At 58.9% G+C, this 22,808-nt stretch carries 22 protein-coding genes; 12 read left to right on the plus strand and 10 right to left on the minus strand.

Features of this window, described 5'->3' with window-relative positions; all coding sequences use genetic code 11:
* Positions 1 to 177 precede the first annotated feature (177 nt).
* From HMPREF1627_RS02515 to pknB, 7 genes are read left to right on the plus strand one after another with little or no spacing between them, the layout of a single operon-like run.
* The gene (locus HMPREF1627_RS02515) at positions 178 to 879 is read left to right on the plus strand and encodes an FhaA domain-containing protein (RefSeq protein WP_034500872.1); all 702 of its coding nucleotides are present in this window, start codon (positions 178 to 180) and stop codon (positions 877 to 879) included.
* Positions 876 to 1,352: an FHA domain-containing protein FhaB/FipA gene (locus HMPREF1627_RS02520; RefSeq protein WP_034500874.1), complete on the plus strand. Its 477-nt coding sequence runs from the start codon at positions 876 to 878 to the stop codon at positions 1,350 to 1,352. The genes HMPREF1627_RS02515 and HMPREF1627_RS02520 overlap by 4 nt, the downstream gene beginning before the upstream one ends.
* 1 nt (position 1,353) lies before the next feature.
* Positions 1,354 to 2,694 carry a PP2C family protein-serine/threonine phosphatase gene (locus HMPREF1627_RS02525; protein ID WP_034500875.1) on the plus strand — a complete coding sequence of 447 codons (1,341 nt, stop codon included), beginning with the start codon at positions 1,354 to 1,356 and terminating at the stop codon, positions 2,692 to 2,694.
* On the plus strand, positions 2,694 to 4,112 hold the full coding sequence (locus HMPREF1627_RS02530; protein WP_034500878.1) for an FtsW/RodA/SpoVE family cell cycle protein: 1,419 nt from the start codon (positions 2,694 to 2,696) through the stop codon (positions 4,110 to 4,112). Before HMPREF1627_RS02525 ends, HMPREF1627_RS02530 begins: the two co-directional genes overlap by 1 nt.
* Positions 4,109 to 5,566 (plus strand): peptidoglycan D,D-transpeptidase FtsI family protein, encoded by a 1,458-nt coding sequence (locus tag HMPREF1627_RS02535; RefSeq protein WP_034500880.1) that lies wholly within the window; start codon positions 4,109 to 4,111, stop codon positions 5,564 to 5,566. The genes HMPREF1627_RS02530 and HMPREF1627_RS02535 overlap by 4 nt, the downstream gene beginning before the upstream one ends.
* Positions 5,563 to 7,110, plus strand: a complete 1,548-nt coding sequence (locus HMPREF1627_RS02540) for a serine/threonine-protein kinase (RefSeq protein ID WP_034500882.1) — start codon at positions 5,563 to 5,565, stop codon at positions 7,108 to 7,110. Before HMPREF1627_RS02535 ends, HMPREF1627_RS02540 begins: the two co-directional genes overlap by 4 nt.
* Entirely contained in the window at positions 7,083 to 9,089 is a 2,007-nt protein-coding gene (gene pknB, locus HMPREF1627_RS02545; protein WP_034500885.1) for a Stk1 family PASTA domain-containing Ser/Thr kinase, read from the plus strand. Before HMPREF1627_RS02540 ends, pknB begins: the two co-directional genes overlap by 28 nt.
* Before the next feature lie 113 nt (positions 9,090 to 9,202).
* On the opposite strand, the gene HMPREF1627_RS10550 is transcribed toward pknB, so the two are convergent.
* The 3 genes from HMPREF1627_RS10550 to HMPREF1627_RS02560 are packed head-to-tail and all read right to left on the minus strand — an operon-like array spanning position 9,203 to position 10,836.
* Positions 9,203 to 9,355 carry a hypothetical protein gene (locus HMPREF1627_RS10550; RefSeq protein WP_034500888.1) on the minus strand — a complete coding sequence of 51 codons (153 nt, stop codon included), beginning with the start codon at positions 9,353 to 9,355 and terminating at the stop codon, positions 9,203 to 9,205.
* Positions 9,356 to 9,368: 13 nt separating this feature from the next.
* The gene (locus HMPREF1627_RS02555; RefSeq protein ID WP_034500891.1) at positions 9,369 to 10,115 is read right to left on the minus strand and encodes a class E sortase; all 747 of its coding nucleotides are present in this window, start codon (positions 10,113 to 10,115) and stop codon (positions 9,369 to 9,371) included.
* Positions 10,108 to 10,836: a DUF881 domain-containing protein gene (locus tag HMPREF1627_RS02560; RefSeq protein WP_081940744.1), complete on the minus strand. Its 729-nt coding sequence runs from the start codon at positions 10,834 to 10,836 to the stop codon at positions 10,108 to 10,110. Before HMPREF1627_RS02560 ends, HMPREF1627_RS02555 begins: the two co-directional genes overlap by 8 nt.
* A 187-nt stretch (positions 10,837 to 11,023) precedes the next feature.
* Here HMPREF1627_RS02560 and HMPREF1627_RS10135 point away from each other — a divergent pair, with 187 nt between their 5' ends.
* A complete protein-coding gene (locus HMPREF1627_RS10135; RefSeq protein ID WP_234305213.1) occupies positions 11,024 to 11,452 on the plus strand; it encodes a cell division protein CrgA in 429 nt (142 codons plus the stop codon).
* Positions 11,453 to 11,935: 483 nt separating this feature from the next.
* On the opposite strand, the gene HMPREF1627_RS02570 is transcribed toward HMPREF1627_RS10135, so the two are convergent.
* The 3 genes from HMPREF1627_RS02570 to HMPREF1627_RS02580 are packed head-to-tail and all read right to left on the minus strand — an operon-like array spanning position 11,936 to position 14,146.
* Positions 11,936 to 12,700, minus strand: a complete 765-nt coding sequence (locus HMPREF1627_RS02570) for a Rossmann-like domain-containing protein (RefSeq protein ID WP_034500895.1) — start codon at positions 12,698 to 12,700, stop codon at positions 11,936 to 11,938.
* Positions 12,701 to 12,708: 8 nt separating this feature from the next.
* Positions 12,709 to 13,611: a rhomboid family intramembrane serine protease gene (locus HMPREF1627_RS02575; protein ID WP_034500897.1), complete on the minus strand. Its 903-nt coding sequence runs from the start codon at positions 13,609 to 13,611 to the stop codon at positions 12,709 to 12,711.
* A 13-nt stretch (positions 13,612 to 13,624) separates the two neighbouring features.
* A complete protein-coding gene (locus HMPREF1627_RS02580) occupies positions 13,625 to 14,146 on the minus strand; it encodes a peptidylprolyl isomerase (protein WP_034500899.1) in 522 nt (173 codons plus the stop codon).
* Between the two features lie 153 nt (positions 14,147 to 14,299).
* Here HMPREF1627_RS02580 and HMPREF1627_RS02585 point away from each other — a divergent pair, with 153 nt between their 5' ends.
* Entirely contained in the window at positions 14,300 to 14,890 is a 591-nt protein-coding gene (locus HMPREF1627_RS02585; RefSeq protein WP_052040799.1) for a hypothetical protein, read from the plus strand.
* Positions 14,891 to 15,012: 122 nt separating this feature from the next.
* Here HMPREF1627_RS02585 and HMPREF1627_RS02590 read toward each other — a convergent pair whose 3' ends face one another.
* The 3 genes from HMPREF1627_RS02590 to HMPREF1627_RS02600 all read right to left on the minus strand — a co-directional run bounded on the left by HMPREF1627_RS02590 (position 15,013) and on the right by HMPREF1627_RS02600 (position 16,978).
* Positions 15,013 to 15,597 carry a hypothetical protein gene (locus HMPREF1627_RS02590; RefSeq protein WP_234305214.1) on the minus strand — a complete coding sequence of 195 codons (585 nt, stop codon included), beginning with the start codon at positions 15,595 to 15,597 and terminating at the stop codon, positions 15,013 to 15,015.
* Positions 15,598 to 15,665: 68 nt separating this feature from the next.
* Positions 15,666 to 16,574 carry an HAD hydrolase family protein gene (locus HMPREF1627_RS02595; protein ID WP_034500904.1) on the minus strand — a complete coding sequence of 303 codons (909 nt, stop codon included), beginning with the start codon at positions 16,572 to 16,574 and terminating at the stop codon, positions 15,666 to 15,668.
* A gap of 20 nt (positions 16,575 to 16,594) precedes the next feature.
* Complete coding sequence (locus HMPREF1627_RS02600) at positions 16,595 to 16,978, minus strand: hypothetical protein (RefSeq protein ID WP_034500907.1); 384 nt, start codon at positions 16,976 to 16,978, stop codon at positions 16,595 to 16,597.
* Between the two features lie 128 nt (positions 16,979 to 17,106).
* Between HMPREF1627_RS02600 and HMPREF1627_RS02605 the strand changes: the two genes are divergently transcribed.
* The 3 genes from HMPREF1627_RS02605 to HMPREF1627_RS02615 are packed head-to-tail and all read left to right on the plus strand — an operon-like array spanning position 17,107 to position 20,436.
* The gene (locus HMPREF1627_RS02605) at positions 17,107 to 18,582 is read left to right on the plus strand and encodes an adenosylhomocysteinase (RefSeq protein WP_234305215.1); all 1,476 of its coding nucleotides are present in this window, start codon (positions 17,107 to 17,109) and stop codon (positions 18,580 to 18,582) included.
* Positions 18,583 to 18,586: 4 nt separating this feature from the next.
* Positions 18,587 to 19,963 (plus strand): amidohydrolase family protein, encoded by a 1,377-nt coding sequence (locus HMPREF1627_RS02610; protein WP_052040819.1) that lies wholly within the window; start codon positions 18,587 to 18,589, stop codon positions 19,961 to 19,963.
* A complete protein-coding gene (locus HMPREF1627_RS02615; protein WP_034500909.1) occupies positions 19,960 to 20,436 on the plus strand; it encodes a cupin domain-containing protein in 477 nt (158 codons plus the stop codon). Before HMPREF1627_RS02610 ends, HMPREF1627_RS02615 begins: the two co-directional genes overlap by 4 nt.
* Before the next feature lie 13 nt (positions 20,437 to 20,449).
* Here HMPREF1627_RS02615 and HMPREF1627_RS02620 read toward each other — a convergent pair whose 3' ends face one another.
* On the minus strand, positions 20,450 to 22,729 hold the full coding sequence (locus HMPREF1627_RS02620; protein ID WP_034500912.1) for an FAD-dependent oxidoreductase: 2,280 nt from the start codon (positions 22,727 to 22,729) through the stop codon (positions 20,450 to 20,452).
* Positions 22,730 to 22,808: the final 79 nt, after the last annotated feature.

A 22,808-nucleotide genomic window follows, 5' to 3' on the forward strand; every position in this document is an offset into this window, starting at 1 on the left:
ACATGTGACCTGCGTCATCAATAGAGCACCTTAACGGGCCCACTCAAATAGCCTTTCAAATACCCTTCACCCCACCCAATTTGGGACGAAAATGTAAAATACTGTCAGTAGGCCTGTCGAAACCTTCGGGTTAGGGCCTACGCGCAAGGGTTAGATACCGAACAAGGAACAGGCTGCATGAGTATTTTCGACCGTTTTGAAAGCGCCGTGGAGCGCGGTGTAAACGGCGCCTTCTCGCGTGTTTTCCGTTCGGGAATCAAAGCAGTTGACATCACCTCGGCGCTCAAGCGCTCCATGGAAGACCACGTCCAAGAGCTCTCCACCGACCGTGCAATTGCCCCCAACCACTTCCTCATCCGCATGGCACCCTCCGATATGGATGCATTGGGTGACCTCGACATCCTCGCCGGCGAATTCGCCCAACAGGTAACCGATCACGCAGCCTCCCAGGGATACGCCCTTCTCGGCCCAATCTCCATTGATTTCACGCGCGACTCGGAAGAATTCACCGGTCAGCTCCAAGTGGAAGCACGCAACGAACGAGGCGCTGCCGCCCCGGCCACGGCCTCGTCACCCTCCCCCGAGCACCCCATCCTCGACATCGACGGCCAGAAGTGGCTCCTCACCGAACCCGTCACTGTCATTGGCCGCGGAGCCGAGGCCGACATCACCGTTGCAGACTCGGGCGTTTCGCGCCGTCACCTGGAACTTCGTATTACTCCGACCGGCGTGATTGCTACCGATTTGGGTTCAACAAATGGTACTTTCGTTGAAGGCCACCGCATTGATGCAGCGACCCTTTTGGACGGAAACCAGATCACCATCGGACGCACCCGAATCCTGTTCTGGACGCACCCGCAAAGTGAGGATGCCCAGTGACTTCAGATCTCACCTTCACCCTTTTCCGCTTGGGCTACCTTGTCCTCTTGTGGCTCCTCGTTTTGGGAGCGGTCTCAACTCTGCGCCGCGATATCTTCGGCACGGTCGTGACCCCGCGCGGAAAAGGACGCAAGGATGCGGATCGTAAGCGCCGCGAATCTAGGCGTTCAACACATACTTCCGAGCCGCGAAATCTTCTCCTCACCGGAGGCCCGCTTGTGGGCACGATCATTCCCCTCGGAAGCACTCAGATCGTCATTGGACGTTCGCCCTCATCAACACTGGTTTTGGAAGACGAGTACGCATCTTCCCAACACGCGCGTCTGACCCCCGCTGACGGACGTTGGTGGATCGAAGACCTTGGTTCCCGAAACGGAACTTTCGTGGACGACGAAAGACTGACGTCGCCTCGGGAATTGAACGTGGGAGATATCGTCCGAATCGGCCAAACGACCCTCGAATTGGTGAAGTAACATGGCCCCACCCAAGCCCGTCGAATTTCACTACGCCGCTCGCAGCGACGTCGGCTTGGTGCGCCAAAATAACCAAGATTCCGGCTATGCGGGCGCGAATCTTCTGGTTTTAGCCGACGGAATGGGCGGCCCCGCAGGCGGCGATATCGCTTCCTCGGTTGCTATTGCTCACCTGGTTCCCCTCGATACCGACTCCCACCCCGCTGAGACTCTTCTCCCCTCTCTTCGCGATGCCCTCATGGACGCGCACGAGGAACTTTCCGAGCGCTCCGAGCAAGACCCCGAGCTCGCTGGACTGGGGACAACCTGCATCGCGCTCATGCGTTCGGGAAACAAGCTCGCCATGGTCCACATCGGCGACTCGCGCGCCTATCTCTTGCGCGGCGACACCCTGACCCAGGTCACCACCGATCACTCTTTTGTTCAGTACCTGGTGGACAGCGGCCAAATCACTCCTGAAGAGGCCGAACATCACCCGCAGCGCAATGTCGTCATGCGAATCCTTGGGGATTCTCAAGCCGATGTCACTCCCGATGAAACCATGCGTGAAGCAGTCGTGGGAGACCGCTGGCTGCTGTGTTCTGACGGGCTTTCCGGAGTTGTCTCCTCCGATACGATCGCTGAAATTCTCACCGATGTCCGCGATCCCGGAGAGTGCGCCGAAGAACTGATCCGGCTGGCTTTGCTTGCGGGTGGTCCCGATAACGTCACCTGCGTGGTCGCTGATATCGTCCCCGCGGGCACCGTCCCTCCCAGCGCACCGCAGATCGTTGGCGCTGCTGCGAAGGACCGCCTCGCGCCCACCCGTGGGGGTGGCGGGGCAGCGGCTCGCGCTGCGGCTTTGGCTTCCCCGACCAAGGAGCTTCCCGTCGACGACGAGGCCGAGGCCGAGGCCGACGCTCCTCGGCGCCCACGTTTCGCTTGGCTCTTGCCCGTCATCAGTTTGATGCTCGCAATTGGCGTCGTTATTGCCGGCTGGTTGGGCTGGCAGTGGAGCCAATCCCAGTACTACGTCATGGGCAAAGACGGCTCAGTCGTCATTTTCCAAGGGATCCCACAGTCCATCGGCTCGTGGAATCTCTCCCACGCCGTTGAAATCACCGACGTGAAGCTCGACCAGCTCGCAGCGGTCGATCAGCAGCGTCTTCAAGAGCCCGTCACGCGTTCCTCGCGCGGTGAAGTCGACGCCTATGTTGCGATCTTGCGCTCAAACGCCCGCGAGCGTGCCCTTCAGCAGGCGCGCGAAGCGCAGCAGGCTCAACAATCTCAGCAAAACAGCGACCAACAAAACCAGAGCCAACCCACCCCCACCCCTGAAGCAACACAGGAGGGGGGCAACTAGTGGCTACCGTTTCCATTAATCCTGTCCGCCCCCGGCGCGTCCTTGAGCTCTTCCTCATGCTGATCGCACTGGCGGTTGGAATCGGCGGCTACGTCCTGACCACACTCAACCGCACGGGGGAAATCCCCGCGAATTTGGGACTCCACATCGGGATCTTGGTGGCTCTGGCGATTGTTGCCGAGGTCGGTGTTCACTTCCTCGCCCCCTACGCGGACCCCGTGATCTTACCGATTGCGGTTGCCCTGACCGGCATGGGCTTGGCGATGATCTACCGAATCGACTTATCTCTTGATGCCCTAGGCATGGACACCGTCGGTGTCCGACAGTTGATGTTCGTTGGAATCGCCATCGTCCTTGCCGCGGTTGTCTTGGTGCTGGTGCGTGATCACCGTGTTCTTCGCCGCTACACCTACACTTTTGGCCTGGTTTCCGTTGTTTTGCTTCTGCTTCCTATGATTCCTGGCCTCGGCAAGGAAACCTACGGAGCACGAGTGTGGATCAGCCTCGGCCCGCTGTCTATGCAGCCGGGCGAGCTTGTGAAGATTACTTTGGCGATTTTCTTCGCCGGTTACCTGGTCACTAACCGCGATAATTTGACCATCGGCGGCCCGAAGGTGTTGGGATTACGTCTTCCACGCGCGCGCGACCTGGGTCCGATCTTGGTCGTCTGGCTTGTCGGTGTGGCAATTCTTGTCCTCCAGCGCGATCTGGGAACCTCGCTTCTCTTCTTCGGGCTTTTCGTTGCAACCCTCTACGTCGCAACGAATCGAGTCTCGTGGTTGGTCATCGGTTTCACCATGTTCGTCCCCGCAATTTTCATTGCGATCAAGACATTTAGTCACGTGCGCGCTCGCTTTGACGTGTGGCTCAATGCCCTTGAACCCGATGTGTACAACGCCGAGGCGGGAGGCTCCTACCAGCTGGTTCAGGGGCTCTTCGGCCAGGCCTCGGGCGGGCTCATGGGAACCGGGTGGGGCCGCGGTTACCCGCAGCTCGTCCCCCTGGCGAACTCGGACTTCATTTTGTCTTCTTTCGCCGAGGAGCTGGGAATCACCGGTCTTGCGGCGATCCTTGTCCTGTACTTGGTCCTCATTGAACGAGGCCTGCGCGCAGCGATCGGCGTCCGAGACGGTTTCGGAAAGCTTTTGGCCACGGGTCTGAGCTTCTCCTTTGCCATCCAGATTTTCGTTGTTTTGGGCGGAATTACCCGGCTGATTCCTCTGACCGGCTTGACCGCGCCTTTCTTGGCGGCCGGTGGCTCCTCGATGGTGTCTTCTTGGCTGGCTGTTGCGCTCCTGATCCGAGTCTCTGACGCTGCGCGCCGTCCTTCCGTGCCTTCCGCATGGACGTCTGGCAGCCTGCCCGAGGTGGAACCTAAGCGCCGTCAAGCACCCGAGCACATGGGAGGTCGCGCGTGAATACTCAGATTCGTCGCCTTTTTGTCATTGTGCTCATGATGTTCGCGGCCCTCGGTTTGATGGTGACTAATAATCAGGTCATTCAAGCCCCTTCGCTGAACGCTGATGGCCGCAATCAACGCACGATTTTGCACGCTGCTGAAACCGATCGCGGCCCGATCATTGTTGATGGCACTGCGATTGCGTCCTCCGAAAAGATTGAAGGATCCTCGCGCTACCAGCGCTCTTATTCCCAGGGTCCGCTCTACGCGCACACGACCGGCTATTTCTCGGCGGCCTTCTCTCAGTCCACCGGGATGGAAGCTGCGGCTGAAGATATCTTAGATGGCCAGTCTCAGGCCCTCCTCGCTCAGCGTTTCCGCAATCTCTTCACGGGTCAGAACCGTCAAGGTGGCGGCGTTGTTTTGACGCTCAACCCACAAATGCAGCAAATCGCCGCAGAAAAGCTGGGGAATCGTAAGGGAGCAGTCGTTGCTCTCGACGCCAAGACCGGTGCCGTTTTAGCCATGTATTCTTCGCCGTCCTATGACCCGAATTCCCTGGCGGTTTTTGATTCCCAGGAAGCCAACACGGCCTACACGAATCTGATTAATAACCCCTCCAAGCCCCTGTATAACCGCGCGATTGCTGGCGATCTTTACGCTCCCGGTTCGAGCTTCAAGATCCTCACCACCATTGCCCTGCTTGAGAAGGGCGCTGTCACGCCGCAAACAGAGATGGATTCTCCCGTCTCAACAGTTCTTCCGGGAACCCAGACCTCGGTGTCGAATATCGAGTCGACGGAGTGCGGTAACGGACACCCCACTCTTGCCGAGGCCTTCGCACGCTCGTGTAACACGACTTTCGTTCTTGCCAGCGAAAAGCTCACTCATACAGATTTGGCTGACCTGACGAATCGTTTCGAGTTCGGGACAAGCCAGAAGATCCCCTTGAGCGTGACTGCCTCGCAGTTCCCGGATTCAACGGATTCTGCGCAGCTCGCGATGAGCTCCATTGGCCAGTACTCGGTGAAGGTCACGCCTTTGGAAATGGCAATGGTCTCGCAGACCATTGCCAACAAGGGCACCATGATGCGTCCCTACATGATTTCGCAGATCGTTGACTCTGACCTCCAGGTTCAGTCCGAGACTTCTCCGGTGCGCGTCGGTCAAAAGATCAGTCCCGAGATCGCTTCCCAAATGACTGAGCTCATGCAGGGAGTCGTCTCCCAGCCCTACGGAACGGGCACCGAAATGGCTCTTCCCGGTATCTCCGTGGCGGCGAAGACCGGAACAGCTGAAGTGGGCGACGGTTCGGGACGCGCAAACGCATGGGCCGTTGGTTTTGCGCCTGCTGACAACCCGAAGATCGCCTTCGCAGTCTTGGTTGAGGGCGATGATTCCAGGCCTGTTCCCCACGGCGGAAGCGATGCGGGTCCCATCGCACGCGCACTCCTCCAGGAGGGATTGAAGTGAGCGATTCGAAGCCTTCGACTACCCCTAACCAGCTTGCCGGACGACTTCTTGGCGGCAGATATCTCCTGCTCTCCCTGATCGCGCAGGGCGGCATGGGCGAGGTGTGGAAGGCACGTGACCGTGTCACGGGCCGAACCCTTGCCGCGAAGGTCTTGCGCCCCGAGCTTTCCGGGCAGGAACTTTCCCTATCTCGCCTGCGCATTGAGGCTCGAAACGCGATGAGCGTTGAGCACCCGAATATCGCGAACGTTCTTGATTCTGGCGAAGAAAATGGCCGCGGCTGGATCATCATGGAGTTGGTTGAGGGCCGCCCCCTGACCGATTACCTGCGAGGCGGACAGTCAATCTCTCCTGAGTACCTCATGCCGATCCTCATGCAGATCGCCATGGCCCTTGGTGCGGCAGCCCAAGCCGGAGTCGTTCACCGCGACATTAAGCCCGCGAACGTTCTTATTCGTCCCGATGGCATGGTGAAGCTTACCGATTTCGGGATCTCGCGCACGGACTCGCAGATTGATCTCACCGCCGACGGCATGGTCATGGGGACCGCCCAGTACCTTCCCCCCGAACAGGCGATGGGCGAGAAGGCCACGTCTTTGGGTGACCTTTACGCCCTGGGTGTGATTGCGTACGAGGCCGCAGCGGGGGTGCGCCCCTTTACCGGGAAGTCACAGGTCGATATCGCTTTCGCCCATGTGAATGAGCCTGTCCCCGCTCTTCCTGACTCGGTTCCCGAACCCTTGGCCCGGGTCATCTATCACCTCCTCGATAAGGATCCTCAGCGGCGCCCTGAATCGGGTTCGGCATTGGTCCGCGAGTTGGTTGCGGCTGGAAGTGAGATGGGGGTTTCCCTCCGAGCGCGTCCGCTTCCCCCGCCGACGGTTGAGGCCCCCCACCATGGGGCTCCTCCGACTCCTGGAGCTCCCGCTGTTGAGACTCGTGTGAATCCGACGCTTCGCTCCGGCGCTCCGGTTCAGCACACGCAGCGGCGCTCGCTTCCGGCGGATCTCCTCGAGCCAGTCGATCTTGAGGCGCAGGCAGCGAAGCCTTCCTTGGCTGCGCGCAAGCCTGCGGCCTCGCGAATGGGAAGTGTCCCGCGCACGCCTCGTCTGCCCGAAACGATGACGCCCGAGGCGCAGGCCGCGAAACCTGCTGCGCCCACGCGTCAGAGCCGGCCTTCCCCCACGAAGGCGGCCGCCGCCTCGGCAGAGATGCCCCGGCGCCGTAGAAGCGCGACACGACCACAGCGCGTGACGATCAATCCTGCTCTCATCCGCTGGCACGCAGTCACCGAAGAGAACGGGACAATCCGCACGAGTGCTCCCGTGAAGACTCGCTACAATCGTTCTGTTGTGGCACCGGAGCCAACGCGTAAGGACCAGATCGGGAAGTGGTTGGTCATCTTCTTGATCTCTCTCACGATTTTCTTAATTGCAGTTGCTACTATCCACAACAGATTCGGGTCGCTCTTGCACCGAACAAGTGCAGAGGTCTCATCCAATCAGGAGGTTACGACATGGCAGATTCCGCCCCTCGAGTTCTAGGGGGACGCTATGAGGTGCGCTCGCTTATCGGGCGCGGAGGCATGGCCGAAGTACACCTCGGGTTCGACAAGCGCCTGTCGCGAATCGTTGCTATCAAGACGCTGCGAACTGACTTGGCGATGGATTCCGTCTTCCAAGCGCGTTTCCGCCGCGAAGCGCAGTCCGCTGCTTCGCTGAACCACCCCAACATCGTTGCCGTTTACGACACGGGTGAAGAGGCAACGCTGCTCCCCGATGGTCGTAAGGTCTCGATCCCCTACATCGTCATGGAGTACGTCGATGGGCGTCCGCTCAAGGACCTCCTCTCCGACGATGCGGGTCCTTTCCCGATCGCCGAGGTCGTCGACATTGTTGCCGGCGTCTTGTCTGCACTCGAGTACTCGCATTCGGCTGGCCTCGTGCACCGCGATATCAAGCCCGGAAATGTCATGCTGACCTCCAAGGGTGAGGTCAAGGTCATGGACTTCGGTATTGCTCGCGCAATCGCCGATTCACAGGCGACTATGACGCAGACCAATGCGGTCGTGGGCACAGCTCAGTACCTCTCCCCCGAGCAGGCGCAGGGTAAGCCTGTTGATGCTCGTTCGGATCTGTATTCCACGGGCGTGCTGCTTTTCGAGTTGCTCACTGGAAAGCCGCCTTTCACGGGTGATTCTGCCGTGGCCGTTGCCTACCAGCACGTCCAGACCATTCCGCCGCTCCCCTCGTCCATTGCGGGAGATGTTCCCGAGGCCATGGACCGCGTCGTCATGAAGGCACTGGCTAAGAATCCTGACGATCGTTATTCTTCCGCGGCGGCAATGAAGGCTGACCTCTTGCGCGCGGCTCACGGTGCTCATGTGAATGCCCCCGAGACCGCTGTGTGGGAAAGCGCGGCAACCCAGACGCTTCCTGCAGTTGCGGCTGCGCCGGCATTCCCTTCGCCCTCTTCACCTTCGGATGCAACGCAGACCAGGATCGCACGCCCGGGTTCGCAGGCAACCGCGGTCCGTCGCGCAGATGAAGACGAGGAAGAAGACTCCAAGAAGAAGCGTCCTGCAGGTTTGATCGCTGGGATCATCACTGTCGTTCTTGTCGCTCTCATTGGCATTACGTGGCTCGTGGTCACGCATTCTCGCGAAGATTCCACCTCCGAGGTTCCCAATGTTGTCGGCCAGTCTCAGGCCGAGGCGATGCAGACCATTAAGAGCAAGGGCTTTGAGTGGGCGGTCGCCGATGAACAGGTCGCCTCCGATACGATCCCCGCGGGTTCTGTCGTGTCGACGGATCCTGCTGCAGGCACTGCCGCTAAGCCTGGTTCTCGAGTGATTGCAACGATTTCTTCCGGTCCTGCTTCGATTACGCTTCCCGATAACCTTGTTGGCATGAGCCCGGCTCAAGCCCAGCAGACCGTCGAGGCGCTTGGTTTGAAGTGGACTCTGTCGGATCAGAAGGAAGCGTCAGATAACGTCGAAAGCGGCAAGATTGCACGCGTCAGTCCTTCTGCTGGTTCAAAGGTCCGCGCTGGATCGACCATCACCGGTTATGTTTCTTCCGGTTCTCAGAAGGTCACGGTCCCCGATGTCACGGGTATGAGCCAGGATCAGGCGCGCAATGCCCTGACCCAGGCCGGCTTGTCCGTCGGCAACGTCAACACTGTCGACGAGGCCGGGGCTTCGCAGGGCCGCGTCGTGTCGACTTCGCCCGCGGTTGGTTCCGAGGTGAAGCGCGGTGACACGATCTCGCTCAACATCGCTTCGGGTAACGTCGTCGTCCCCGATAACTTGACGGGACAGAACTACACGACCGTGGCCTCGTCGCTGGAGGCTCTGGGCTTGCGCGTGACGATCATTCAGATGCCTGATCGTAATGCTGCCGCCGGCACTGTCACCGGCGTGACGCCCAGCGAGGGTTCCTCGGTGCGTCAGGGTAGCTCGATCACCCTGTACGTTTCGCAGGGGGCTAACGGCTCGGCATCGCCCAGCGCGTCGAGTCACTGAGGCGGATCGTAAAACCTACATAGTGTTGGGGGCTTGGCACTGCCAAGCCCCCAACACCTATATTCAGTAACTTAGCGGCGCTGCCCGCTCAAAGCAGGCGCAGCCCCGGTTAATCAGACCGAGGCACCACCCAAGCCGAAGAAGCGCTCTGCCCACGGGAAAACGTAGGCGAAAAGCACTGCGACTGCGAAGGCAGCGATGACCAGGCACAAGAAGACGCGGAACCACGTGGGTCCCGGAAGGTGGCGGAAGAACCATCCGTACATGTTTTTTCCTTCCTTACTCCACGGGCTCGTCAAGCAATTCGGCGGGGACGCCCGTGTTCTTCGGGGTCCACGATTCAAGCTTGAGGTGGACGATGAATCGTTCGGAATTTCCGTATTCGGGGTTGCAGGTCGTCATGGTCATCAGGCGTTCAGTCGGCTGCTTCGAGAATGTCAGGTCTCCAGGAACCGGCGCGATGACGCGGATATTCGTTTCGTCGTTTGCAGGAACAATCTCGTTGGACTGGTAGGTGTAGACCAAGTAAAGGTCATTCGTTTCGACAACGACCTTGTCGTTTTGCTTGAGGAGATCGATGAAACGGAAGGAGTTACCGTAGGAACGACGGTGTGCGGCAACAGAGAAGTTTCCAAGTTGCCCGGGCTGCGCGGTGTCCTTGTAGTGACCAGCCCAGCCCTGATCGATGATCGTCCCGGTTGTGCCCTCACCCAAGGGGATTTTCATCCAATTCCATGAGGGAACGTGTATGACGCCGTAGAGTTCATCGATCGCGGGGGTCTGGGTGAACTCCGGCGGGTCCTCGGTGTGGCGCTCGCCGAGTGTGCGCTTTGAGGGGTGCTGATTTGAGAAGTCAGCAACGGCCTGCGCACGCGGGCCTTCCACCTTGTAGCTGGTCCAGTACAGCTGCCACACGGCAAACAACCCCAAAATGACGGCAATCGTAATGAGGAGCTCGCCGATGACCGAGAGGAAGGTGGCGCGCGATCGGCGGGGGGCTGCCGGTTCTTCTACGTGTTCACCCATTCTCTTTCACCACCTGTGCGTATCGAAGGGATAGGTCTTGGGCGGACGCCGGAAACTCGAGGTTATCTGAAGTTTTCAGATCCCAGCCCAATCCGTAGCGTGCCACATAACGCTGGTAATTGACGACTCGAGGATTCGTTTCGACCGAATTTCGGAGCTGATTCACATTTCCGATGGCCGAGATTTTATAGGGCGGCGAGTAGGATGTGCCGCCGACAAGGATGACGTTTCCGATGCAGCGAACAACAGTCCGCGGTGCGATGCGTACTCCCTGTACTGTCATTGCTTCGGCGCCGCCCTCCCACATGGCGTTCATGACATCATCGATGTCTTGCTGGTGGATGACAAGGTCGTTCGGGTTGACGTTATCGGGAACTGTGTCGGTTGGGGCGTCGGAGAGCGTTACGGTGATGCCGGGTCCTGAAACGGGGTGCTTGGATAGTTCATCGACGGTGTCCGAACCCTGTTGGCTTGTGGCGGGGACATGGCCGGCAATCTGGTCCTTCAGCGAGGCGACGGAGTCTTGGAGTTCCTTCACTTCGTTTTGGCGGTGTCCGACGAGGCCGGCGAGGTCAACGTGGGTTTGCGAGCGGGTTTCCGAGTTGGAGTGTGCGCTTGCGACGAAGAGGATTCCCGAGGCCGTGGTGACGAGGAGAACCGAGGCCGCTGAACGCAGGGTGCGCCCCCGCGGACGCTTAAGCGGTCGTCCAAATAGTTTCACGTCGTCTCCTGGTTGCGAGCAGGCTTTCATAGAGCCCGGGCAGTGTAGTTCTAGTATCCCCTGTTTGGGGTGTATACGCCCAGTTGCTTTTGATGTTTGGCCCAGTCCAGCTAGGCTAGAGGGAGGCCGCCTGTCGCGGCGTTACCCGGGAGTAGCTCCCGAATACCTGCCGCAAGAAAGGATAATCGTGGCTGAGCCGAAGAAGAGCGAGAGCGAGAAGGACACGAAGTCGCAGTCCGAAGAGACTCAGGCAGAAGAGTCAAGGCGCGAGGATCGCAAGCGCGAGACCAGCGAGAAGGATGAGCGCTCGAAGCGTGAGAAGCGCGGCAAGGCTGGCAAGCGCGATAAGGCAAAGCGCGACAAGCGTGCGAAGGCTGCGAAGCGTGCAGCCGCTGAGTCCGAGTCTGAGATTCACGCCTGGACCGATGGTATTCCGCTCTCTCCCGTGTGGTGGGCCCCGTTGTTCACGACGCTCATGATTGTGGGCCTGTTGTGGATCGTTGTCTTCTACATTTCGAGCGCCGCTTACCCGATTCCGCAGCTGGGCCAATGGAACCTCGCAGTGGGTGGTGGCATCGCGTTCATCGGCTTCTTGATGACGATGCGCTGGCGCTAAGCGCTGATCTGGTAAAACTCCTGCTGGGGGGTGTTCGCACGCGAACACCCCCCAGCTTTGTATGCATTTCACACGCTATCCACATACTCGCGCGAAAATCCACATCCACCCACACTCTATCCACAGGCGAATCCACAGCTGGGGATAAATCTCACGCGTGTAATTACCCAGCTTCGATTCCCAGATTTACGTATGAATTCGATTGGATGAATTGTGTATTGAAACCAGAAAACCGCGAAATATCAACGAAAATCTAGAATCTACTGCAAAGATCACGAAAAATGTGATTTTTCCCTTGACTTTCAGCTTCCAAAGCCCATTCGCTGCAGTATCCACACGTTATCCACACCCTCAAAACTAAACAACAGCTAGTTCGCACCAGGCGCACAGTAATCATTCAGGAACGTGGGGAAAGGGTAAGAAAATAGCCCTGAAATGGGCTTTTCCCTTCGAGTAAATCGACGCTGTGACTATGCCGCGCTACTAGTGAGCGTGAAACTCGATGCGTCTTCCAGCCTCGTACATGCCTCCAAGCAAGTGACCACTCAGTGCCGGTTGGAAGGAAGAGACATCGGTAACCGAGAAGGTTGTCAGTGAATCCATGCCGTATTCCGCAAGCATCGGTGCCGCAGGAGAGGAGGGACCAACGATGATCGTGCGCGCGCCTCGGGAAAGTTCAAGAAGGCGCGGCATGGTCTTGTTGACGAAAGCAGAACCCGTAATAAACACGTAATCACACGTCGGCAGAACATACTCGGCGGCTGAATCCGGCAAGTCACCGGGGAGAGTATTGCGCTCGAGAACGATCAATTCACTAACCGCGGGAAGGGCGGCTGGAGCGAAGGAAAAATGGCCGATGACCGCAACCCTCTTGCCTGCGGTCTCCTTCGCCCACGGATCAAAAAGGTTCTGCCAGTTATTGACCTCGCAGGGTTCAAATCCGGCAGCTTCAGCACGGGATGGAAGGGCATACCACGAGTTGAGCGCAGCCATGCCGATCGCGGCCTCGGCAAAGTTCCAACTCTTCGCGAAAGCTGCAACCTCGCGCAAACTCAGTCCCGTGATGTCTTCGGGAAGGGAACGCGGCACAGACTCAACGGGCATATGGAAAGCCATCCCGGCGCCGGCCTCGGAATTCTCAACGAAGGCCCACTTGCCTGCGCGCCCGCACGCGCTCACGCGCACGGAAGGATCGACCTGTTCGATCAAACGATCGTAGATCTCCCACGGATTCCACATATCCAACATTGCGAGTCCTAGATTCCGATAAGCACCATGTAGGTGACGACAAGGATGACGATCTCGGCGGCAAACATTCCAGCAACGCCAATAGCTGTACGTACTCCTTGCTTCTTCGCGGTCATTCCAGCGCGTGGCCGGCCCAGAAGGAGCAGCACCCACGCACACAGCATTCCCGCAATGAGACCGCCGATATGCGCCTGCCAAGAAATGCCCGAAACGATGAAACCGTAGAGGAGGTTGACGGCAAGAAGCCCGGCGATTGCGCGCGCATCGATGCCCGCCGCGCGTTGAAGAACGAAAACCGCACCGAAGAGGCCAAAAATCGCGCCCGACGCACCTACGGTGACTGTGTTCACCGTAGAGGTATCAATGAGCGCCCATCCCAGGACGCCGATTGAGCCGCCAAGAGCACTGATCAGGTACAGGGCAAAGAAACGGGCCCGCCCCAAGAGGGGTTCCAGTGCTCGCCCAACGGCATAGAGCGAAATCATATTGAAGGCCAAGTGGGTGAGATTGAGATGCAGGTATGCAGTCGTCAAAATACGCCACGGCTGAATGAGTCCGTAAAGAGGAGTGAAACCCAAGTATCGCGTGACAATGTGGTTGCCCACAAAGTCCCCGAGCCACAGACCGATACACAAAATAATGGTCGCGTAGGTGATCAGCGGGGTTTCGGCGCCGATCCGCACATTCCCGACCTGACGAGGCCGAGCTGCCCGGGAGCGACCAAAGAAGTTGCCTCGGCCTCTGCCCGCGCAATCCACACAGATCGAACGAACTTCCGTGGGGACGACACACTGGGTGCACATCGGTCGATTACAGCGTTTGCAGTAGTCGACGCTGCGCACACCGGGGTGGCGCGGGCATTCTGGTGCGGCGTAGGGATCCGAGCGCCGCCCATACAGAGGCTGGGACATAGTTTCCTTAGTGTCAGTCGACGATATCGATCGAGGAGATCACGACATCGTCAACCGGACGGTCACCGCGACTAGTGCGGGTCGTGGCAATCGCGTCAACAACGCGCTTGGACTCATCATCGATCACTTCACCGAAGATGGTGTGGTTGCCAAGCAGCCACGGGGTCGGGGCGACGGTGATGAAGAACTGTGAGCCGTTGGTGCCCTTGCCCATACGCTTGCCCGCGTTGGCCATGGCCAGCAGGTAGGGCTTGTCGAAGTTCAGGTCGGGGTGGATTTCGTCATTGAACTGGTATCCGGGGCCGCCTGTGCCGGTGCCCAGCGGGTCACCGCCCTGAATCATGAAGCCGTCGATTACGCGGTGGAAGATCGTGCCGTCGTACAGCGGACGGGAAGTCTGCTGGCCGGTCGAAGGATCGGTCCATTCGCGCTCACCCTTGGCAAGGGAGGTGAAGTTCTTGACGGTGTTGGGCGCCTGCTCGGGGAAAAGCTCGAGTCGAATATCGCCCATATTGGTATGAATTGTTGCTTCCATGACTCCATCGTTCCAGATTCACGTGAAATCGGCACGAGATTTTGCCGAGTTTTCCCGCGATTACGCTGCATGCGAAGGAGGAAGAGTGCACAATAGAGGAGTCACATACGTTCAAAAGCGAACGCAACTCTCTTAGACAGATTCGGAGACATCATGGCTAGGACCCCGAACATCGACACCGAAAAGCTCAAGGCTCAGAGCCTGCAGCTCCGTGACGCAGCGGCAGTGCACGCGGGCCGCATTGCCGTGCGCGCCGCCGATCTGGCAGAACAGGGACTGGATTGGGCAGCTCCCCGTGCACAGGCTGCACTGGCAAGCGCAATCGAGCGCGCCACCCCCCTTGTAGAGTCCGCAACTGATCGCGCACAGGCCGTTGCCGATCGCGCACAGCCCTTCCTATCCGATATTCACGGTCATGTCGTCGACGACTACCTGCCTCGCCTCAACCGTGCAGTGACCGAGTCCGCTGCTGCACTCTCCAGCGAGGGCGATCTTGGCGAACGTGCACGCGCTGCACGCTCGGCATCCGCAAAGGCCCTGACGACTCCGGCTCGCAAGAAGTCCTGCAAGAAGTGCCGCTTCCTGCGCGCCCTGTGCTTCACCGCTGTGGCCGCAGCAGCAGCCGGCGCAGGCTACGTCCTGTGGAAGCGCAGCCAGCCGATCGAAGATCCCTGGGCCGAAGACTACTGGGCAGACCTGGAAGTCGAAGACTACTCAGCCGATCAGGAAGCTTCTGCCGAGTAAGACAGAACGCCTCCAACAGGCTTCATGCTTTGTGGGGGGTCGCAACGCTCAGCGTTGCGACCCCCCATCAGTTTTTCGTCAAACCCGTCGTCAGCGAAGGCGCACGATCCTCTAACGCTCCACTACACGCCGAACACGTAGAACATCGACCCCACAAACCCAATAGCTCCAAGCACCCAGGGGCTCACATTCAAAGCGATTCCCCACGTGTTGAGCTTGCGCTGCTTCTCCGACACGGGGACTGCAGGACTCGGCATGGCCAAAACCACGCCGAAAATGTTGACCGGCGCAACAAGACCGATCCACATTATCAAGAAGAGGATCCACACCCAGCCGGCGCCTTCGGGGTGTCCGCTCTTAATTGCGTCTCGAATGAGGAGGTAGGGCAACAAGAACGAGCACGCGACAAACACCCAGCCGACAAAACCAAGAATGAGCGGCGAACGCTTCAGCTTGGCTTCACCTTGGACCAGAGGTGCACCCACGTATTGGCCAGCCGGCTGCGGCATTGCCTGGTACCCAGGGCCCTGATAGAGCGCGGCGCCCTGCTGAACAAGCTGAGGATTCAGCGGTACTCCGGCAGTTTGCGGCAGTGCTGCTCCTTGGACCGGCACTGTGCTCTGCGGCTGCTCCTGATCAGGGATTCCTCCAGCGACTCCGCCCTGATAGGGATTGCTTCCTTGGCCTGGTCCGCCCGACATGCTCACAATGTCCTCCTCGCGAATAAGTATTCCGGGGATTGAGACTATAGGAGGCCGGGCACCTACGCAAAGCTTTATTCAGCAAGAAGAACCTGAAGCACCTTCACAACCCCGGCCTCGTTATTCGAAGGCGCAAGGAAGCGCGCCGCTGCACGCACGTCAGCAGAGGCATTCTCCATCGCGAAAGAAAACTCAGCCTGAGCGATCATCGACAGATCATTTCCCGCATCGCCGAAAACAGCCGTCTGCCCCGGAGTAACTCCCAAATAGTCTTGAAGTGCGCGCAATGCGCGTCCCTTATCAACGCCGCGGTCTTGCAGATCAGCCCAATTCGCGGCCGAGATCGCAAACTGATGACTGCGCGCAAAGCGCCCCAAAGTTTGATCCGCAAGCGCAGTCACGTCACCGGCACTGTAAACGGCGAGCTTAATGATCGCCTCGTCGATCCGCCCCTGTTCAATGTCATCGATCACCTTCATCAGGTCATCAACGCATTGCGTGCGCGTGTAATAGGGTGCGACAGCCGCCAAAAAAGCTTCGTCCGTGCGCTCCACGTACGCGCAGTTTTTCCCGCATACGACGAGGCCACCGTCGAAGTTCTCTCGTAGGCTCCCCTCCCCGGCGTCCTCGCGTGCGGCCGTCGCACCCGGCCTCGGCAATGCGTATTGACGGACCAAGCGCACGCTCTCACGCACCGTCGCAAGGTCAAGCGGGGCCGAAGAGATTTCGCGGCCGTCGCGCATGACGATCGCGCCGTTTTCTCCAATAAAAGTGAGTCCGGGGCGCTCGGGGAACATATCGATCAAGGTCCACACTTGACGGCCGGAAGCGGGAACAAAGACGACTCCACGTTGCTCCAAGTGATCAAGAAGCTCGTCTAATCCGGGAGGAAAATTCTTCTCATCGTCGAGGAGCGTTCCATCCATGTCGACGGCGACAAGACGGATCTGGGCACCAGCATAGGATGCGGGATCGCTGACCATAGTTCTCACCCTCGCTGAAGTCACAGGTAGAAGATGTAGATGTCCATGAGACGATCAAAGAGTTCCTCGCCCGCAAGCATCAGGTTCACGAGCACAATAAGAATGACCGCGGCGATGGCATATCCGCCCAAACTCCACAGGCGTCTACCGTGCGCTCGCGAGGCGGTCAGGGCATATAGCCCCACGAAAAACGCGACGACTCCCAAGGGAAGCTCATAGACCGCAAATGCCTCCACAAAGAGAAGGGTGGCCCACCCACGGCCAACAATTTCACTGAAGAAGGCCAGTAGAAACATCACGAGCATCAGCGCTGCGCATACGGCAGAGATGACGCCGGACATTGAAATCACGCTGCCCGAAGATGGATGTGTCTTGGGTTGATCTGCTTCTTTCGTTTTCTGCATCGACCGTCTCCTCTCGACCTTTGAGCGCCAACGATGTCTGCTCACACTATCCCATTGCCATCTCAAAGAAAACTGCCAGGGACACCCCTTGCCCCGCCATCAGCTGGAATAGTCAATCTGCTAGGTTGATGGATATGACCCATGCGCAAGTGCTTCTGCGGGCATACGCCCGCGCAACAAATATGTTGATCGCCGGACGACGTTTCATCACCTCCGACGGCGAGCTCACCGCGCTCCTTGAGGCTTTCGGAGCCCAGGTCATTACCCCGGATTGTGCCGAGGACACTCCCTCGACTCCCACCGGCCTCGACGTGATCTTCGACCTAGATGAGGGGGCATTTCCGCGCCCGGGTGCGATCACCGTCCTCGCTCCCGGTGGCAGCTTCCAAGGAGTTTACGCTCCCGATACCTCACTTTTGCGTGGCCCCGAAGATCCCGAGCGCATTGCGTGGGCCCGTTCGCTCATGCCCGTCACCGAGGCCGCGGTGGGCCGCATTGCCCACCTGCTCCCGGGTCGCCGCATCGGCCTCGCCCTTGTTTTGGAACCAAAAACTGCGGCGCTTGCCCTGATGCTTTCCGAGGCCGGTGCTGAGGTGAGCGTCTTTGGGCACGCAAGCGAGACCCACGATGACGTTGCCGACGCACTGCGCCGTGCGGGACTGAAGGTCTTCGCTAACTCCCAAGCGAGCCCCGAAGAGGAGGAGGTGCTGGCCCGCGAGTTCCTCGCTGAAAACAACGAATATCTGCTGGATGACGGTTCGCATCTCATTCGCATGGCTCACGATCCGAATCGCGCTCCTACAGCGCTTTCCGCCTTGCGCGGCGCCGCCGAGGAAACGACCTCGGGATTGCGTCCGCTGCGCCATTTCCCCCTACGCGTTCCCGTGATTGCCAGCAATGATGCACGTTCCAAGACCCTCTTCGACAACGCCTACGGCACGGGCCAATCCTGTTGGACAACGATTCTTGACATCATTGACCCCGCAGGGATTGGGGCCCCCGTCCCTGGAATGACGATCGGAGTGATTGGTTATGGAGACGTCGGCAAGGGGTGTGCTCGCTTTGGCCGAGCACTGGGAGGAAAGGTCAGCGTCGTAGAACTTGACCCGGTTCGCGCTCTCCAAGCACGCATGGATGGTTTCACTGTCACCCCACTGTCTGAGCTTGCCGCTCGCGCGGGTATGTTGATTTCCGCGACGGGTGAGCCTTCGACCATTCCCCTTGGCGCGCTTGAGGCTCTCCCCGAAAACGCTATTGTCACCGTCGCGGGCGGTGTGGTCGGTGAAGTTGAGGTCGAGCAGGCACTGGTCGCGGGGTGGACTCTTACCGAGGCCGGTCCCGCACACATCCAGAACCTGAGTGATCCGAAGGGCAAGTCCCTACGCCTCCTGGAAAAGGGAGAGGGCATCAACTACACGGCCGGCGAGGGAAACCCCATCGAGATCATGGACATGAGTTTCGGAGTCCAAGTCGCGGCGCTCACTGAATTATTGACCCGTGGGGAAGAGCTTTCTCCTGGGCTTCACAATCTTCCTCACCAAGCTGATGATGCGGTATCTCGGGCTGCGCTTGATGCACTTCGTGGAACAAGCAATGCACAATAGTTCCATGACTTCGACGCTTTCCCAAGATGACGCAGAGATCCAAAGCCCCCGTCCACACTCCGACGTCGTCGAGGTCTACTCAGCCGGGCTCGTCATTCCGATCACCGCTCCATCCGTCTTGGACGGTGCTATTGCGGTTTCCGGCGGGCGAATCGAACACGTAGGATCGCGCGATTGGGTGATCCACGCCCTTGAACAGGCGGGGTGTCCCTTCGTCGAACACCACGTAGACGGGGTACTCATGCCCGGCCTCGTCAATGCGCACACCCACCTGCAGTACACAGGAATGGCGCAGGTCGGCGCGAGGCGCTACACGGGTTTCCCCTCGTGGGCGCAGGCTTTCGACGCGGTCTATGACCATACCGAATTCGATTGGAAGGCCGAGGCCGCGCGGGGTGCTCGCCTATCGATCCGTTACGGGACAACCAGCGCTGCCGACGTTGTCACCGACCCCGAGGCCGCGAGCGCGCTTCACGACCTGGGTCTGCACGGCGTCGCCTACTGGGAAGTCATGGGGTGGTCGAACGAGGATTGGGCGGCTCGCGGTCCGGCAAGCGTCAACGCTTCCTTGGATGCGATGCCCACTCCCCCGCAGATCGGCATTTCCCCGCACGCCCCGTATTCATTGGATGCGGAACCGCTTTTGGATCTTCCCGATCTTGCGCGCCGACGCAACCTCCGCCTGCACATTCACTTGGGAGAGTCCCATTCCGAGGCCGAGTGGAAAGAAGGTCGCACTGCGCAGTTGGATGATTTGTGGCGCAGTGGGGCCTCAACTTCCTTCACAGAGATGCGTTCCCTAGGTGGGGGCTTCTCGGCGACGCAATTCGTTGATCAGCTGGGGGTTTTGGGTCCTGATTGCCACGTTGCCCACGGCGTGTACATGACCGCAGATGACCGGCGTCGCCTGCGTTCTCGAAATACTGCTGTTGCTTTGTGTCCGCGCTCAAATCGTGTCATTGGCTTGGATGCTCCCCCTGTTGCCGCCTACCTAAATGAGGGTAATTTGCTGGCCGTTGGGACGGACTCCCTGTCTTCTTCTCCTAGCCTTGACGTCATGGAAGACGTTGCGCTCTTGTATAAGATCGCTCGCGCTCAGGGTTATGGGGAAGGCGACTTGGCTCGCCGTCTTTTGCACACGGCGACCTTGGGTGGGGCTGTCGCACTGGGATTGTCGACTGGCCGGCAACGTGTCGGGCAGCTTCAGTCCGGTGCGGTCGCAGACATGGTGTTTTTCGATGTACCCGTGACGACGATTGTCGACACCATCGAAGAGCTCGTTCAAACCGGTGCTTCTCGTCAGATTGCAACGATTATTGACGGGAACCTGCGCTGGGTTGATCCGCGTTTTGCCGACATCTTTGAGGGAGACATGCAATGACTACCCTCACCCCGCTCGCTTCCACACTTGTGAAGCAACTTAACCTTGCTCCTCACCCCGAGGGCGGCCACTTCCGTCGCACCTGGACCGCACCCACGCATGTGGAAACCCCTCGCGGCCAGCGAGCCACGGCCTCGGCAATCCTCTTTGTGCTCGATCGCGACGAGGAAGCTGCTTGGCATCTGGTGCACTCCGATGAGTTGTGGATCTGGTCGGGGCCGGGAGCCTTGGAGATTCACCTCGGCGGAGATGGCGAGGCTCCAAGTTCCGAGCCGCAGATCGTGATCTTAGGATCGCCGGCAGCTGAGGAAGAGGAACTCTCCCCTTCTGAGCCTTCGAACCCCGTGCAATTCCTTGTCCCCGCCGGTTCGTGGCAGCGTACTTTTGCTCGAGGCCAAGCGGCGCTGGCCACTTGCGTTGTCTCGCCCGAATTCTCTTTCGAGGACTGGAAATTAGCCTCGGCTGGCGAATAAGAGATTCGCGCGTCTAAAAGGATTCACAGTAGACGCGTCCCCCTCCGCTTCGGATCACGCGACGCACATCGGCGACCATGGTCGGTGAGCCGCACACGTAGTAGTCGGCGCTTTGATCGATGCCGCTCGTGCGAAGGTAGTCCGTGACGCGGCCCTTAAATGCGGTAGTGCTTGATTCGCGTGTTATGCAGCGGATGATGGGAGGGATCGGGGTTTCGAGTCGTAGCGTCAGATCCTCATCCGTGTTTGCGCATCCAAAGATCAGCAGCTCGTCAGCACGGATCCCCTCCTCAAAAGCAGCACAAAATGGCGCAATCCCGCTTCCCGTTGCAATGAAGATCCTGCGGCGGGTGGGAGCCTCGTCGTTTTCGGCATCTTCGCTGTGAATTTCGAAATTACCCAATGGGAGTTGGAGTTCAACCTTGTCTCCAGGCTCTAGGCCGCGCGCGAATGCTGCTCCCTTCCCCTTGGTTCTCACATCGATGAGGAAACGGGCACTTTCTCCAGATGCACTTGCCAAGGAATATGGCCGCCACTCAAAGGGAGCAACTCGGATCAGGGCATACTGGCCGGGGCGCCACTGCAGTGAACGCGGGAGCTTGAGGACAATGTCTCGGATGTGGGGGCTTAGCCAGTCCGCATGGACGACCTGAGCGGCGAGGCGTGGCGCGCTGCGGGATGGGTCCTGTGTTGGTTCTGGATCTGAGGTTTCACATGCACTCTCCGGGTCGCTGCTCAGGCTCTGATTGATCTGCAGATAGCCTTTTGGCCCGAGGATTCGACATGCGCTTGTCCACCCCGCCATTGTGGCCCCGACAATTCCAGGGAATCCTGCATCTTGGCCCGTCAGGAAGAGCCCTGGGATCGGCGTTTCTGGGGTGGTCAGTCCCGCTGTGAATCGTTGCGGGGTGAGGGGGAGGCCGTAGAAGCATCCCTTTGAATGAGAGGTGTAGTGCTCAATACTCAGAGGCGTCGCTACTTCTTCGTAGCGAACAGCATCCGCGAAGCCCGGAAGAGTGCGGTCAACGAGTGCGACCAGTCCCCTCGCCATTTTCGATTTGAGCAAGTCGTAGTCACTTCCTCGATCCCCTTTCATTGTGTCCTCCCACGTACGAAAAGCACCGGCTTCAACGAAGGAGACAATTTCTGCGGTGGCGTGCTGGTCGCCTGCTTTGAGCCCCGGGAAGGAAACGAATGCCGTTTGTGGGGTGCCGTTGAGCAGGGAAGTGGTTAACTCCGCGGGAGTCTGCGAACCATCACCCTCATTGATCCAGATGTTGGAGCCGTCGATCCCTTCGGGATAGTGGTCAAGCGTGAGGTAGACGATGACCGCTGTTCCTCCGTGTCCCATGCGCGCGATCGTTTTGCGTATCTCTTCCGTGAGTTTTCCAATGCTTCCCTGCGTTGGAAGTAGACGGTTATACGTTTCGCTTGCCCCGACTCCTGAAACGATGATCGGTGCGCGTTCTTCATAGGTCACTGGATGTGTACCGGAAGTGTCTGTGATGCGGACTCCGACCGCCCGACCGTTTTGAACAAGAATTTCTTCTACGCTTTGAGAGACGCGAATTTCTCCCCCATTCGCGCGGATCTTTTCTTCGACCATTCGCGAAATTTGCCCGCTTCCTCCCTGGGGAAACCACGCTCCATTCATGTAGTGGCCGACGATCATCGCGTGGGCGACAAAAGCACTGCGCTCGGGTTCGACTCCGTAGTCTCCCCAGTGCGTCGTCAGGAGAGTTCTCAAAGCGGGATCACGAAAACGACGATTCATATAGTGCGCGGTCGTCTCACATGCGAGGGAGGTGCGCATCTTCTGCGTCAAAGCGACAAGAGGGGCAACCTGCTGCGGGACAACCTGGCGAACATAGTTGAGCGTCATCCACGAGTATGCCCGCGCAACATCCTTGAAATAGCGCTTCAGTGCTCGTTTCTCCTTCGGAAAGAGCGCCTCGAGTCGCTGGCGATAGACGCCGGCATCCGAGGGGACATCAAGATTCACCCCGAGCTTTGGGAGGCAAAAGCGATCGTAGCTATCGGGCATCTGCATCCACGAAAGCTTCCCGCCCGTGAGGTAATCAAAGATTTGACGAGGCCGAGTCCCGGGAGCCATGTCGCCGACGTAGTGCAAACCCACGTCCCAGCTTGCGCCTTGGCGTCGAAATGCGTGGGTGAGTCCCCCTGGGGTGGAGTGTTTTTCGAGGACGAGCACCCGCTTCTTCGCCACTCCTGCGAGCAGTCCTGCGGTTGTCAATGAACCTATTCCTGAACCGATCACAATTGCGTCGTACATACACACCCCTTCTGCTTGACAGTGTCTAGTAATAGAATCATGCACTCCTAGACACTGTCAAGTAGTGACGGTCTATTTC

The sequence above is a fragment of the Actinomyces sp. S6-Spd3 genome (assembly GCF_000758755.1).
Classification (GTDB): Bacteria; Actinomycetota; Actinomycetes; order Actinomycetales; family Actinomycetaceae; genus Pauljensenia.